The sequence below is a fragment of the Treponema denticola genome (assembly GCF_024181605.1).
In the GTDB taxonomy this organism is placed as follows: domain Bacteria; phylum Spirochaetota; class Spirochaetia; order Treponematales; family Treponemataceae; genus Treponema_B; species Treponema_B denticola_B.
The window spans coordinates 113,067-127,332 of sequence record NZ_CP054477.1 but is presented as its reverse complement, the minus strand read 5'-3'; the positions used below and the strand labels follow the sequence as shown (position 1 = coordinate 127,332).

Below are 14,266 nucleotides of genomic sequence, written 5' to 3'. Positions count from 1 at the left end.
TTAAGGAGAATTAAATATGGCAAAAATATTTATTAGTTATTCCCATGATGATGAAGAATTTATGACAAAACATCTAATTCCGCTTTTTGATGCGTTGCAGCAAAAAAACAAGATTGAATTTTTTTATGATAGAAAACTGAGATCAGGTGGAGAACTGTTTGATACTATTGACTTTCATATAAGAGATAGTGATATAGCTATCTTATTATTGTCAAAATCATTTTATAATTCCGAAAATTGTAAGAAAGAGAAGAATGCTTTTTTGAAAAGAAAACAATTAGATGGGATTTATATGTTATCTTTGATAATCTCAGAATGTGATTGGCATAATGATATTTCGATCTCAAAAGATCTATTATTAAATACGGATGGTAAAAATTTAGTATCGCTAAGTAAAGAACAATTAGAGAATGAATTACAGAAAGTAAAGGAGCGGCTAATTTCAATAAATAATGACATTGAAATATTGAAACAACTTGAAACAATAAAAATACAAGAGTTTAATAATTTTTTAGAAGATACGGATATATTTAAAACATCTCACCGTTCTAAAAATACTCTTTTACTATCGGATATCTTTATCTATCCTCAATTAAGAAAATATAGGATTGATGAAGATAAAGATGAAGACATTGATTCAGAAAATATTTTTACCGAATCTAAAGAATATAAATATATTTTTATACATGGAGATGATCAATCCGGAAAAACAGCTCTATTAAAGAAAATCATTCAAAGTTCATTAGAAAAATATTTTATAACCTTTTATTTTTTACCTGAAGAAAATTTTGACGGGCATATTTTTAATATACTCGTAAGAAAATTTAAACAGATGTTTGAAATAGAACTTTCTGATGAAAAAATAAAACGTTTTCTGATGGAAAATAAAGAAAAAATTATTTTGTTTTTTGATGATTTTCATAAAATTAATAACAAAAAAAAGATAATCGAAAAAATATCAATTTTTTCAAAAATTATATGTACTGTTGATTTAATATATAATCTTGATGTGGAAATAAACGCTATTAGAGACCAAATAATTAAGTTTGCTATCAAAGAATTTTCTCCCAAGAAAAGAGATGCCCTAATTAAGAGATGGCTATATCTTGATGAAGATATAAAAACAGCCGAAGATCCTGAAAAAGTAAAACAGATCGATAAAAAGGCAGAGCAAATTGAAATTATTACAGGAAAATCTCTAAATGGTGGAATAATGCCTGCTTATCCTTTTTTAATTCTATCAATTTTAAGTAATGTGGAAACATTAAATCGACCTCTTAGCCAACAAATTACTTCTTACGGCTACTGCTATGAAGCATTGATAATTATTGCATTTACAAAAATCGGATTAAAAACGGATGATGAAATTGCAGGCTGTATTAGTTTTCTTTCTCATTTTGCTTATAAATTATTTAAAAAAGAAGCCTATGAAAGTAATGTTTATGATTTTGAATCCTTTTTAGCGAACTATGAAGAGAAAATTGCCTTACCTTTTAAAAAGGAAATTTTTATTAGAAAATTAGAAAAGAGTAGATTGCTTATAAAAACTTCATTAGGAACCTATAGATTTGATTATAAATATATCTATTATTACTTTGTTGCAAAATATTTATCAGATAACAATAATATTGCTATATCAGAAATAAAATATTTATGTACTAATATTCATAAAGATGAAAACGCTTATATTGTTATTTTTTATTCCCATAATAATAAGTCAGATGAATTTTATAAAATACTATTAAATGAAGCAGATAACGCCTTTACTACAAATAAGATTGTTTCATTAAATAAAGATGATACAAAATTTTTTGGTACAAGCTATAAAGCGGTCCTTAATGTTGCAATGCCAAATAAGAATCACAATTATAAAATAGAACGTGATACACGATTGGAAACCAAAAGTGAAAAAGAATATTCAGAATCTCATGAAAATTCATTGGATGATTCAACTGATGACTACTCAAAGAATTTAAGAAAATCTATAAAACTTGTTGAAGCCATTGGATTAATAGCAAAAAATAGATGTACTTCGATTGAAAAGTCAAAAGTGAAAAAATTATTATTAGCAGCAATTAATCTCAATCTTAGAGGACTTGATTCTTTTTTCTGTTTATTTAAAAATCATGATGTCCAAACTGAGTTTATTGATTTCTTCGCAAAGGCAATAAAGAAAGAAATTTTGAAAGAACAGGAAACCGATTATGAGAAATGTAAAAAAATTGCTCGTAACTTTTTTTGGGGAATGAATTTCTTATACGTTTACATCATTATACAAAAAACAGTTCATTCTATTGGTTCTGAAAAAATAATTCCTTTTATGAAAGATATTGCAGATGAAGATTTAACACCAGCAAATGAATTAATCTTGGAAGGGATAAAAATTATTTATGGTAAAAACCTTGATAAGACTCGCTTATTTCAATATATCAAGAATAAAAATACTTCTGAATTGGCAAAGACTATTTTAAGGATATTTGTTGTTGATTTTTGTAAAATGCATCCGATTAAACATTACTCAGATATACAACAACTCAGTGATAAAATGCAGATAAATATTGAGAAAATAAAGAAAAAATAAATACTTTTAATGTATTACAGAAGGTTAAACTATGTTAAGTAAAGATGCAGAAAAAATTTTAAAGATTCTGATAAATTTATATAAAAAAACACAGAGCTTTGAATTAGAAGGAGAGTATGATCTATTTCCAAAAGGTTATCAAAACGGTCTTTCCAATATTTTTGAGAAACTTGAACAAAATGGATTGATTTATAATTACACTATATTTTTGGGTGGAGACTTTATATTAGATCTATCGCCAGACGCACTTACATATTTTGAGGATAAAGAAAAAGCCGAAAAAGAAAAGCAAACATCTCAAAATATTACTATTCATAATTTAACAGCTACCGGAAGTAATTTGAATTTAGGGGCAGTATCTCATTCAACAATTACAATTGAAAATAAAGTCTTATCTATTGAAAAAGAAATAGACGAGAAAGGCGGAGATGATAAAAAAGAGCTAAGAAATTTACTTGAAGAGATAAAGGAGCTTTGTGATAATATTCAAGCTAATAAATCACTCCCTAAAAGAGAAAGTTTAATGAATAGAATATCAAAGCATTTTGAAACACATGGATGGTTTTATGGTGCCATTGTTCAACTAATTGGAACTGCTACAATGCAAATAATGGCAGGAAAATAATAATTTATAAAAAATTTGAATATGAATTACAAGGAGCTTCCTCTCAATGTCTTATGAAACAGTTATTGAACAAGTAAAAATGCTGCCGGAACAGCTTTTAGCTTCAGTATCGGCTTTTATCAAGTTGCTTAAAGCTCAGCAAGGTGATTTTACAGAAAATTATAGCGATCAGGCAAAACCCAAAAACAAACAAGCTTTTTTTGCATTAGCGGGAAAATTCACCTTGACCAATGTCCAGACAAACGATAAACATTTTAAACTGATGTAAGCGGCTATTCCGCAACTTAAGCTTTTTCCGATGTGAGGTAATAATCACGGTTATAGCTATTTTTAATTAATAGACCTGTGCGGAAACTTCAGTTTCAGAACAGATTGCCTTAAAATGGAGGTATTGTGTATGAAAAATGCAGTTGTATATATACACGGAAAAGGCGGTTCTGCCGACGAAGCGCTTTACTATAAAAAGTTTTTTAATGACGATTATGATGTTTTAGGGTTTGATTATAAATCGGAGTTACCTTGGCAGGCAGGTGAAGAATTTCAAAACTATTTTGATTCCCTTATTCCAAATTATAATGGAATCTTATTAATTGCAAACAGTATAGGGGCTTACTTTTCTATGTTGGCCTTATCGGAAAAACCGATCAAAAAAGCACTGTTTGTTTCTCCCATTGTCGATATGGAAAATATCATTTTACACATGATGAAACGGGTAAAGATATCCGAAGAAGCACTTAGACTAAAAAAAGTCATCAACATTCAGTTCGGCGAACCCTTATCGTGGGAATATCTTTCTTTTGTCAGAAAAAATCCTATAGCATGGAACATTCCTACCGGTATTCTTTACGGTAAAAAAGACGATATGACTTCTTTAGAAACAATAACGAATTTTGCGAATAAAATACATGCAGACTTAACGATTTTTGATGAGGGAGAGCATTGGTTTCATACTGAAGAACAAATGGATTTTTTGGATACTTGGTTTAAAAGATTCGTTTGAAAAATCTTGGCTTATACTATTAGAACCTCTAAAAACCGCAAGCCAATCGGATTACTGACTCTCTAAGCCTGTAAGGAAACGATCTTTAGAGGTCTTTACAAATTATTTATGTACCTTCCAGCTTGCAGCTTCGCGCCTCTCGCCGATAAAGTTTTGGTATATGCCGTCCTGATCCATCAGTTCGGCATGTGTGCCCTGCTGCACAATCTTGCCGTGGTCTACGACGATAATCTGATCGGCTCTCTCTACGGTTTTCAGCCGATGAGCAATCATGATGACGGTCTTTTCGGCGGTGAGCGCGTGGATGGCGTGCATCAGTTCGTTTTCATTTTCGGGATCGACGTTGGCGGTTGCCTCATCCAAAAAGATGACCGGTGCGTTTTTCATCATGGCGCGGGCAATGGAGATGCGCTGTTTTTCTCCGCCGGAAAGACTTGCGCCGCCTTCGCCGACTACAGTGTCATATCCGTGGGGAAGGCTTGAGATAAAGTCATGGCAGCAGGCCTTTTTCGCCGCAGCGATCACATCCTCCATCGGAGCGCCGGGCTGACCAAAGCGGATATTGTTGGCGATGGTGTCGTGGAATAAATAAACCGATTGGAACACAAAACTGAAATTCGCCATCAAAGAATCCATATCGTAATCCTTCACATTGCGTCCGCCCAGCATAACGGTTCCACTGTCTACATCCCAGAACCGTGCAAGCAGATTTACCAAGGTGGTTTTGCCTCCGCCGGAAGGGCCGACAATCGCCGTCGTGGTCTTTTCAGGGATATGCAATGAAATCCCGTCGATGATTTTTCGCTTCTCATACGAAAATGCGATATCCTGCGCAGTAATATCACGCACTGCCGGTGTAATATTTTCTCCGGATATATCCATCTGCGGCGTGTTCAGAATTTCCTGCGCCCGGTCAACACTCATATCAACCACGCGCAGCAGTGACGAATATTGTCCTGCCGTTTCCAGACTCGTGTAGATGATAAATGCGGAGATTACCATGACAACAGCATTCAGCGCGTCCATGCTTCCGGCACAATAGAATACGCATGAAAAAGCTACCATTGCCGCACCGGTAAGCTTGGCGATAAAACTCTGCAATGCTATGCGGGGAACCAGTGTCATTTCCATGTCGATATTGATCTTACTGTTTTCCGAGATGGCTTCATTTAATTCCTTGCTCTTAACTCCCGTCAACCGGTAAGCCTTAACCTCGGTCATCCCTTGCAGGTATTCCAGAACCTTTTCTACGAGCCTTTCATCTGCGCGTATCTTTTTTCCCGACACCTTTTCGGAAGCAATCCGGAGACGGCTGTTTGCAAAAAGAAACAGCGAAAAACCGCAGAGCAGCACACAGGCGATTCTCCAGTCGAAGAAAAACAGCATGACGACAATAAGCAAGGTTGTAAGCAAGCCGTCGCAGACAAGCATTACCACACGGGTAGCAATATTTTCAAGGCTTTCCATTATATTAGTTGTGATAGATGTAATCTGCCCGAGGCTGTTGGCATTAAAGTATCCCATCGGAAGATACCGCAGATGCTCCGCAATCTCCACCCGTTTTTTCGCACAAGTGTCATAGCCTCCTTCGGTCTGCAACATAACGGCCTTTGATTTTAGCAATCCCGATCCGGCAATGCTGATCAGCATAATCCCTAACGAGAGCAGGATATCCTTTGTCTCTACCGTTCCGTTCATCAGCGCCCGAATCATCACCGCAATCGCCGGAATCTTTAGCGCCTCAAACAGCGCCTGAATAACATTGAGCCTAATGGAAGTGATGAATTTCCGGCGGTTTTCTTCACCGCAGAACGCAAAAAACTTTCTAATAACTTTAAGCATGATCTTTTACCTCAATATGTGCATTCCACATCGTTTCATATAACCCGTGATGAGAAAGAAGCTCATCATGGGTTCCGCTGTCATCAACAGTGCCGTCTTTAATGACATAGATACAATCGGCAGCGGTAATCGTAGAAAGCCGGTGCGCAATCACGATGAGCGTCTTACCCTCCGTCAGCTTAGAAATAGAGCGCTGAATAACCGCCTCGTTTTCAGGATCGGTGTATGCGGTTGCCTCATCCAAAATGATAATAGGTGCAGCCTTCAGCATTGCTCTGGCAATGGAAATACGCTGCCGCTCGCCGCCGGAAAGATGCCCGCCGGAAGTGCCTACCACGGTATCGTAACCGTTCTCCAGTTCCAAAATAAATTCATGGCAACCGCTTTGTCTTGCCGCGTCCTCCACTTCCGCATCCGTTGCGTCCGCCCGTCCGATGCGGATATTTTCCCTAACCGTCATGTTGAATAGATAATTATCCTGCGAGACAAAGGCAATCTTATCCGAATATGCTTCTTGCGGAATTTCACGAATGTCCGTATCCTCCAGCAAAATTTTCCCGCTGCTCACATCCCAGAGCGAAGCGATGAGGCGCGCAATGGTACTCTTTCCGCTGCCGGAAGGACCGACCAGCGCAATAAAACTGCCCTCCGGGATTTCCATCGAAATGCCATGAAGCACTTCATTTTCTTTATACGAAAAACGAACATCCTGTAGCTTCAACGTGTTTTCTTTTGGAACTTCTTCGTCTACAGGACGCTCCATTTCGGGAGCATACAGAATACTTTGAACTTCACCGAAAATGGTTCCCATCGTTCGAAAGTCGTCCGAATAACTCATCAAGGTTATAAGCGGTGTGATGATGCCCACAGACAGAATAATAATTGTTACCAGATTCTGCGGAGAAAGATATCCTCCCTTTACCAAAAGACCGCCGATGGGGAGCACGGAAACCATTGTAGCGGGCATGATTACCGTGGCGAATGTAAAGGTGAGAATACAGGAGCGCATCCAATCGATATAGCTGTGAGCGGCTTCATACGCGTCATGCACGAAGCGGTCGTAGGAACTTTTTGTATTTCCGAAAACCTTAATGACTTGAATACCGCCGATATATTCAACCGCCGTATCATTGAGTGCTTTGGTGGCTGTAACCGTGCGTTGATAAAATTGAGGACTGCCCTTCATCATAAGACCGTAACAGAAAAAGCCCACCGGTATCGTTGCAAGCGAAGCCAGCCCCATACGCCAGTCAATGGTAAAAATATAGATCAAAATGATGACGGGGATCAGTAAATTTGCGGTGAACTCCGGAACGATATGCGCCAGTGTTGTTTCAATGCTATCGATACGTTCGATGAGTATATTTTTGAGCGCCCCGGAACTTTGCTCCAGCACCGCACCCAGCGGCATTCTTGTCAGTTTTTCCGTGCAGCGTTTTCGGATTTCTCCGAGCACTGCAAATGTTGCCCTATGACTTGTCGATGTACTGAGCGCATGAAACAGTACACGGCAAAACCAAAACGCTGCAATAATCAGACAGCGTATCATATAATATGAAAGGTCTTTGTTTCCGCCCATCAAACCGTGTACTATGCCGGCAACAACAAAATACGGTGCGATGGAAAAGGCCACGCCGATAACTGCGAGAATAACACTTAGAACATATTGACCTTTGTGTTCCCCTGTTTGTCCCAACGCCCACGCGATAGGCGAAGGACTTTTTTCTTTTTCCTTCATAAGCAAACTTCCTTTTGTTAGCTAACAAACAATAGTTAGCGTTAGCTAACATTCACTTAAACTCATTGCCTATTCTTATAAACAAAGACAGGCGGTGAGCCTTTATCCTAATTCAATTATGCAAGTTATTAAAACCCGAACAACTGCTTCCAACCCGGAACAAAGAATGCCTCCACCGCTTCAGGCAATGTAATGCTTCTTCCAAACTGTAATTATGGATAACCGGTTCAAAAAGAGCTGTCGTATATGCCGAAAGCAGAAGATGCAGCTCCTTTGAATCTATGTCTTTCACGGCGTATCCTTGCGCTTTCAACATCGGCAGATATTGTAAAAGCTGCGCTTGCTGCCCCTCTGTAAGATCGTGGAGGAAATTCTCGTATTTGCTTCCCTGTGATTTTGCCAGTAATAGATGATATTCCTCCATATTCGGATAGATTATCTCGCGCATCATATCGATTTCGGAATCGCGCCACTGTATATGCTTTTCCTTCTGTACTGCCTCTGCGTAACGTGCAACATGTGCATCCAGCCACGCATTTATGCGGTCCACTGCAGGAGCGACAATTTGATCGAAGAGATCTTCTTTATCTACACAATGCCGATATATTCCCGCAGCCGTCATACCGCAGCGTTTGCTGATACTTCGCATGGAGGACTTATCAAAGCCCTTCTCCATAAATTCGGCTTTTGCTGCGGCCATAATTTTTATATGATTGGCGGTTTTGTCCCTCGGCATAAATCTCCTCTTTTTGTATACAGCGTTAGCTAACACATGTAAATATACAACTAATCCGTTTTATTGTCAAGACGGTGAGGGAAAAGTCGCAAATAATACTGATATTACAGAGCTTAATTTTAGTATATTGATTATTTCAACTTAAAGATTACACATCTAAGCCCTTGATTTTTGTATATTTACGTGTTACATTGCAAATAATGTTATTTAAAACGAGGAGGATGTAAATGTCAAATACAAACAATCTTTTAACTCAAGCTATAAAAGAAACAAAGCATCTGAATACTAATGAAATTTTTCTTGTACTAGATTTGTTTAAAGATTATAAGTGGAACCGAATATCCAGAAGCGACAGATTGTTATTGAGAGCTTTGTTCTTAAACTATGTTCATACATCTGGAACTCATTTGAAACCAATCGAAAAAACTTCCTCTGGACGGCAAAAGTATAAAGTCAGTTGAAATTGATAATTTTATACTCTATTAGAATGTCAACTATTCGAGAGGGGGATTCGCTATATGAACGCTGAATTATATAAGAGACTATTTCGGGCCATTTTTTCCGAAGATATATCATCATTGAAGAAAATAGCCATTACAATTATTCAAGAGGAACGCAAACTTGGTCACAACATTCTTGCAGATTCATTAGAGAAGATTTCAATTACAGAAAAACCAAAATATACTCTGTTTGAGAGCAAAAAAAGCGAAAATGGATTATCTACTTTACCCAAGAGCAAACGTTCAAATTCACAACTAGTATCGTATATTTCGAGAGAACAATTAAAGCATCATATGATTTTACCGAATGAGATTGAAGAACGACTTCTTTCAATTGAGCAGGAATATGTGGCGCGTGAAAGGTTAAAAAAATTCAACCTTGTACCTAAAAGAAAAATACTCCTCTATGGTCCTCCGGGGTGTGGCAAAACTTTAAGTGCCGAACGAATTGCATGGAACCTCGGGTTACCACTATTAAAAGTTCGTTTTGATTCTTTGCTTTCTTCTTACTTTGGGGAGTCCGCATCAAATCTTCGAATGGTATTTGATTATTGCAAAAGCGAACCTGTCGTTTTACTTCTTGACGAGTGTGATTTTATTGCTAAATCTCGTATTACGACACAGGATGTTGGAGAGGTCCCTAGAATCGTCAATATGTTACTCACTTTGTTAGACGAATACGATGCTCCGGGATTGGTTTTAGCCACTACAAATTTGAAAGTGTCGCTTGATGAGGCTCTTTTCCGCAGATTTGATGATGTTATTGAAATGCCAATGCCGGGAAAATCAGAACGTAAACGCTTATTGGAGATGACATTATCTGCAATACCGGTTTCTCCTGATGTCGATATGGATCAAATATCAAATCAATTGGATGGATACTCTGCAGCTAATATTGTTCTGATTACACAACGGGCTGCAAAGATTGGTGTTCTTGCAGGGTGCAAAAAAGTATGCAACGAACATTTCGTAAAAGCATTGAAAGAAAGCTCTAAATTTTAATCTGTAAGGAGGTATGACAATGGCAGAACATAATGACTTTACGCATTTACCTCTTCCACTATTATTTCAAGGGAAACCGAAATTGCGTGGTGGCGGTACAGCATCTGCCCAGACAAAGAAGAATACAGCTAATCGAATTGCTCATGGTGGCTATGTTAAACGTCGCTCTGCTGAATTATCCCGTTTTTGGAAAGAACGTCGTGCAGAACGCTCAGAAAATGCCTTGCCTGAAATAGAAACTGGTATTCCAATACTGCTAGAAATAGATCCTTCAGCTGATATTGATTTTTTACGTGGATTAGGATTTGAAATCATCTGTGAAATTGAAGAAGGATTTATTATAGTTGCTACAGAAGATGTTGACCTTTCGGTTTTAAATGAGAAAACAGATGCTTTTATTGCAAATGTAACCGCAAGGTGCAATTCGCCAGCAAAAGTCTATGCGCTCTGTGAAGATGGCGATAGGCTTACACGGGTTTTGTCGAAAGAACTTTATGCAAAATGGGCAACTATTTCACCAGATGAAGTATATATAATCGATATTGGTGTAAGCTGCTGTGGAAACATCGAGTTGCCAAAACGACCTAAGCGAGAAGATGATGAAACCGATGAACACTATTCTTTTCGTGAGCAACGGTGGATGGAAAAGTTTAATGTTACCTATATGGCTTGGGACGAAATCAAGATAAAACGAGAGAAAACAATTGAAAGTTTTGTTTCTGATTATGGTGGTGAAATTATGGAACTCGCCGATGGTATACCGGAAATGACTGATTTGCCTGACAGTTTCTCGGCGCGTTTAAAAATATCCGGTAAATGTTTGATTGACTTAGTGTTGAATTTTGCGTATATATTTGAAGCCGCTGAAGCTGAGACAATAGCTATGGGAGAGGCTTCCGAAAATAACGATAGTCTTACCGAAAACGTTCAAATTGAGGCTCCTACCAAATCTGCTCCCATTGTATGTGTAATGGACAGTGGAATCCAAGAGGAACATAAGTATTTAGCATCAGCAATTATTAGTGATGAATCTATCAGTTTACTCCCAAATAATATAGGCACAAGTGATGAAGTTGCTGGAGGAGGGCATGGGACACGTGTAGCCGGTGCAGTCTTGTATCCAAAGACAGTTCCTTCAGATGGAGTTTATCAACTTCCTTGCTGGATTCGCAATATGCGAATTCTAGATGAAAACAATTGCATGCCAGAAGATGTGTATCCGCCCCAAACGATAACAATTGCAGTTCAAAAATATAATGTTAAAAGTTCACAACCGACGAGAATATTTAATCATTCTATTGGAAATCGTCAATCTTGTGAAATGAAGCACATGACTTCCTGGGCGGCTGAAATCGATAGTCAATCTTACAATCATGATGTCTTATTTATACAGGCGGCTGGGAATATTTCCACAGATGTCATATCGGCCTATTGGCAGAAGGGGTATTCATATCCTGAATATCTTGACAAAGAGTTGTGTAGAATTTCAAATCCAGCGCAGAGCCTACAAGCAATTACCGTAGGATCCGTATCGTCGGCTGAGCTAGAAACTGATGATTTTGTTGCCTTGGGAAAGCAAATGGAGGTTTCTTCATTCTCGCGCTCAGGGCCGGGTATTTGGGATGTCCTAAAGCCAGAAGTTGTCGAATATGGGGGAACACATGTATACATTAAAGGGAGTGACCCGCCTCAATTTACAACACCTTCCGAAGTATGTCCGGAGCTAATTCGTAAATCTCCAGAAGGTCCTGCTTTTGCACGTGATGATGTAGGGACGTCTTTTTCAGCGCCAAAAGTCACTTACATCGCATCACAGATTGAAAAGGTTTTGCCAGAATCACCCGCACTGCTATATAGAGCATTAATAGCTCAATCTGCCCGATGGCCCAAGAAAGTTAATAATATCAGTAAAAAAGAATGCGTTTCTACACTACGCCATATAGGATATGGTATTCCAGATGTTGAACGCGCTACACATAATGACGAGTATCGAATAACCTTAATAACACCGTCGTACATGGATATTGGGGATGATGAAGCCCATATTTTTCAAGTTCCTATCCCGGAAGAACTATCTAATATTGGTGAGGATTATAATATTTTGGTCGAAGTTACTCTGTCTTATGCAGCGAGCCCCCGGCGGACTCGTCGCTATGTAAAAGGATATTTATCAACATGGTTAGATTGGTGCTGTAGTCGGATTGGAGAGAATGCGGAAATATTTGCTCGTCGTATCTTTGAAACAGGAGCTATTATTGATGATGATGGCGATTTTAATTGGGTGCTAGGAGAAGCAACTAATCGAGGTATAGCAGAGGGGTATTCACGAAAGAATGGAACCCTTCAAAAGGATTGGTGTATAATCAAATCCAATCAATTGAGTGATGCCTTTTGCATTGCGGTTCGTGGTCATAAAGGTTGGGGAGGGTTGTTTAAAGCAAAGTATTCATTAGCAGTTAGTTTCGAAGCTATTGATCAGGATATACCAATCTATGAACCAATACGTACTGAAATTGAATCGAGTATCAAAAGTGGTGAAATAGAGATCAAAATGCCAGAGAACAAACAATAGTATTTATGTTTTGATTAAGAAATACGTGATCATTTTTTTGATTTAATAAATTGTTATGTTGTAGCTTTTTATTTAGTTATTTGAGTTATACAAACAGATAGCTCCTTTTATAAGCTCATATTCTCATTATCTGTTATAATCTGGTTTTCCTAATGCTAAATTCCATACTAACAGCGGCTTCCCACCTGTTGGCTTTCCGCTCAAAAATCGTGATATTATCAACCGGAAAGTCTTTAACAAGGTTCAGTTCATTCATAATCTGAAGAGCCTTTGCCGTTACTCCTGCTGGAATATCCCGATTTGAAACAGTGGCATGAGGCTGAAAAGGCCTTCGGTCTTTTTTGGTAGAGCCCGGACAGGCGTTCAAAATTGCTTTTACGGTTTTATCACGGAGCCTTGTCCAATTTTCATCTGCAACTATTTTTGCAAAAAGAGTTCTATCTCCAAACGCATCAAAATTATCTATATGAGCGGTAAAACCTAGGCCCTTAGGCAAAACTTCTTTTTCAATTGCTCTTATTAAATCATCGGTTGAATAGTCTTTTTGCAATCTGAACGGAGGAACAAGAGTAACATGGATTGGAGTACCATGTCCTGACTTACACCCGTAAGCCCTGTTCATATATCGCCGGCAATCTTCAAGGCTAAGACTTATATCATCCGGCAACAAGACACCTATAAAATGCGTTTGCTGCGGAATATTGTTTTGCTTCATGCTTGTGATTATAACATAGAATTGCAAATCCTTCTATATATTTCAAAGGTTGATTTTTTATAACAAGTATAATATATTACACTTATAGAAAATGATACATTTGAGGTAGTATAAAATGAAAAACTTAATCTTTTATTTTCTGTTTCTTACAAGCACGATAGGTTTATTTGCACAAAAATACATAGCCATAATCACAGATGATGATGACAATTCCGTCCATTATGTTATTGATAACAAAGTGAATGTTCGAGCCGAGCCGAGCCTTTCCGGAGAAAAACTTTTTCAACTGAATTTGGGTGATGCGGTCAAGGTTATTGGGTGTAAGGAGGAATGGGGATGGATTTTAGAGGAAGGGCATTATGCACCATGGTACAGAATCGTTTGTGAAAAAGGAAGAGGCTATATATGCGGAAGATACATTTCCTGCAAAGAGGCCGTGGGAGATATCGATAATGACGGAGAAGATGAGATTTTTGCATGTCTGTGTATTACTGAACAAAAGGGTGTAGGAGTTTATGACTATAAGGAGAGTTTTTATAATGTAGATACAAATCATATACTTATAAAAAAATCGAGTAGTAAACCTATTCCTCTGGAGGATTTTTCTAAAAATAAAGTATCAGAAGATACCTCTTATTCGATAAAAGTGTGTGAAAACTTGATACCGAAAGTAAGCTTTCTTATTACGAGAAGCGGTTTCAGCGACGGCGGTATCGGCTGGAGCAGCGAGAGTTATTATTATTTTTCGAATGGTTCATTAAAGTATTTTACCGGACTTCACAACGACTTTGAGTACATGGAGTCAGGAACCGAAGAAGAATTTGAATTTAATGGAAATAGAGTAAAGCTCATCAGAACTGTTACAAAATGGGAAAATGAGAAACCTTTAAAACCGGAAATTACCGTTACACAATATTTATGGGACGGAAAAGATTTTGTGGAAACCGATAAGTAG

At 37.7% G+C, this 14,266-nt stretch carries 11 protein-coding genes and 1 pseudogene; 8 read left to right on the top strand and 4 right to left on the bottom strand.

Features of this window, described 5'->3' with window-relative positions:
• The first annotated feature begins 16 nt into the window (after window positions 1-16).
• The 4 genes from E4N80_RS00595 to E4N80_RS00580 all read left to right on the top strand — a co-directional run bounded on the left by E4N80_RS00595 (window position 17) and on the right by E4N80_RS00580 (window position 4,206).
• On the top strand, window positions 17-2,581 hold the full coding sequence (locus E4N80_RS00595) for a TIR domain-containing protein (RefSeq protein ID WP_253699667.1): 2,565 nt from the start codon (window positions 17-19) through the stop codon (window positions 2,579-2,581).
• A gap of 31 nt (window positions 2,582-2,612) precedes the next feature.
• Window positions 2,613-3,206 carry a hypothetical protein gene (locus tag E4N80_RS00590; protein WP_253699666.1) on the top strand — a complete coding sequence of 198 codons (594 nt, stop codon included), beginning with the start codon at window positions 2,613-2,615 and terminating at the stop codon, window positions 3,204-3,206.
• Window positions 3,207-3,252: 46 nt separating this feature from the next.
• Entirely contained in the window at window positions 3,253-3,474 is a 222-nt protein-coding gene (locus E4N80_RS00585; protein WP_253699665.1) for a hypothetical protein, read from the top strand.
• 129 nt (window positions 3,475-3,603) lie between these two features.
• Complete coding sequence (locus E4N80_RS00580) at window positions 3,604-4,206, top strand: alpha/beta hydrolase (RefSeq protein ID WP_253699664.1); 603 nt, start codon at window positions 3,604-3,606, stop codon at window positions 4,204-4,206.
• Between the two features lie 102 nt (window positions 4,207-4,308).
• Here E4N80_RS00580 and E4N80_RS00575 read toward each other — a convergent pair whose 3' ends face one another.
• From E4N80_RS00575 to E4N80_RS00565, 3 genes and pseudogenes are all read right to left on the bottom strand, one after another.
• Entirely contained in the window at window positions 4,309-6,048 is a 1,740-nt protein-coding gene (locus E4N80_RS00575; RefSeq protein WP_253699663.1) for an ABC transporter ATP-binding protein, read from the bottom strand.
• Window positions 6,041-7,786, bottom strand: coding sequence for an ABC transporter ATP-binding protein (locus tag E4N80_RS00570; protein ID WP_253699662.1), 1,746 nt, complete (start codon window positions 7,784-7,786; stop codon window positions 6,041-6,043). Before E4N80_RS00570 ends, E4N80_RS00575 begins: the two co-directional genes overlap by 8 nt.
• A 128-nt stretch (window positions 7,787-7,914) precedes the next feature.
• Window positions 7,915-8,522: pseudogene (locus tag E4N80_RS00565) on the bottom strand (TetR/AcrR family transcriptional regulator).
• A gap of 227 nt (window positions 8,523-8,749) precedes the next feature.
• Between E4N80_RS00565 and E4N80_RS00560 the strand changes: the two are divergent.
• Genes E4N80_RS00560 through E4N80_RS00550 form a run of 3 tightly spaced genes read left to right on the top strand, consistent with a single transcriptional unit; the run spans window position 8,750 to window position 12,596 of the window.
• Window positions 8,750-8,983: a DUF1413 domain-containing protein gene (locus E4N80_RS00560; RefSeq protein WP_253699661.1), complete on the top strand. Its 234-nt coding sequence runs from the start codon at window positions 8,750-8,752 to the stop codon at window positions 8,981-8,983.
• Between the two features lie 57 nt (window positions 8,984-9,040).
• Complete coding sequence (locus E4N80_RS00555; protein WP_253699660.1) at window positions 9,041-10,024, top strand: AAA family ATPase; 984 nt, start codon at window positions 9,041-9,043, stop codon at window positions 10,022-10,024.
• Window positions 10,025-10,037: 13 nt separating this feature from the next.
• A complete protein-coding gene (locus E4N80_RS00550; RefSeq protein ID WP_253699659.1) occupies window positions 10,038-12,596 on the top strand; it encodes a S8 family peptidase in 2,559 nt (852 codons plus the stop codon).
• Between the two features lie 133 nt (window positions 12,597-12,729).
• Here the strand turns inward: E4N80_RS00550 and E4N80_RS00545 are convergent, their stop codons facing one another.
• Window positions 12,730-13,311: a 2'-5' RNA ligase family protein gene (locus E4N80_RS00545; RefSeq protein ID WP_253699658.1), complete on the bottom strand. Its 582-nt coding sequence runs from the start codon at window positions 13,309-13,311 to the stop codon at window positions 12,730-12,732.
• Window positions 13,312-13,426: 115 nt separating this feature from the next.
• Here E4N80_RS00545 and E4N80_RS00540 point away from each other — a divergent pair, with 115 nt between their 5' ends.
• On the top strand, window positions 13,427-14,266 hold the full coding sequence (locus E4N80_RS00540; RefSeq protein WP_253699657.1) for an SH3 domain-containing protein: 840 nt from the start codon (window positions 13,427-13,429) through the stop codon (window positions 14,264-14,266).

Excerpts from the sequence above, each read along its gene's own strand:
- E4N80_RS00595 (WP_253699667.1), top strand. The coding sequence starts at position 17 with ATGGCAAAAATATTTATTAGTTATTCCCATGATGATGAAGAATTTATG.
- E4N80_RS00590 (WP_253699666.1), top strand. The coding sequence starts at position 2,613 with ATGTTAAGTAAAGATGCAGAAAAAATTTTAAAGATTCTGATAAATTTA.
- E4N80_RS00585 (WP_253699665.1), top strand. The coding sequence starts at position 3,253 with ATGTCTTATGAAACAGTTATTGAACAAGTAAAAATGCTGCCGGAACAG.
- E4N80_RS00580 (WP_253699664.1), top strand. The coding sequence starts at position 3,604 with ATGAAAAATGCAGTTGTATATATACACGGAAAAGGCGGTTCTGCCGAC.
- E4N80_RS00575 (WP_253699663.1), bottom strand. The coding sequence starts at position 6,048 with ATGCTTAAAGTTATTAGAAAGTTTTTTGCGTTCTGCGGTGAAGAAAAC.
- E4N80_RS00570 (WP_253699662.1), bottom strand. The coding sequence starts at position 7,786 with ATGAAGGAAAAAGAAAAAAGTCCTTCGCCTATCGCGTGGGCGTTGGGA.
- E4N80_RS00560 (WP_253699661.1), top strand. The coding sequence starts at position 8,750 with ATGTCAAATACAAACAATCTTTTAACTCAAGCTATAAAAGAAACAAAG.
- E4N80_RS00555 (WP_253699660.1), top strand. The coding sequence starts at position 9,041 with ATGAACGCTGAATTATATAAGAGACTATTTCGGGCCATTTTTTCCGAA.
- E4N80_RS00550 (WP_253699659.1), top strand. The coding sequence starts at position 10,038 with ATGACAATGGCAGAACATAATGACTTTACGCATTTACCTCTTCCACTA.
- E4N80_RS00545 (WP_253699658.1), bottom strand. The coding sequence starts at position 13,311 with ATGAAGCAAAACAATATTCCGCAGCAAACGCATTTTATAGGTGTCTTG.
- E4N80_RS00540 (WP_253699657.1), top strand. The coding sequence starts at position 13,427 with ATGAAAAACTTAATCTTTTATTTTCTGTTTCTTACAAGCACGATAGGT.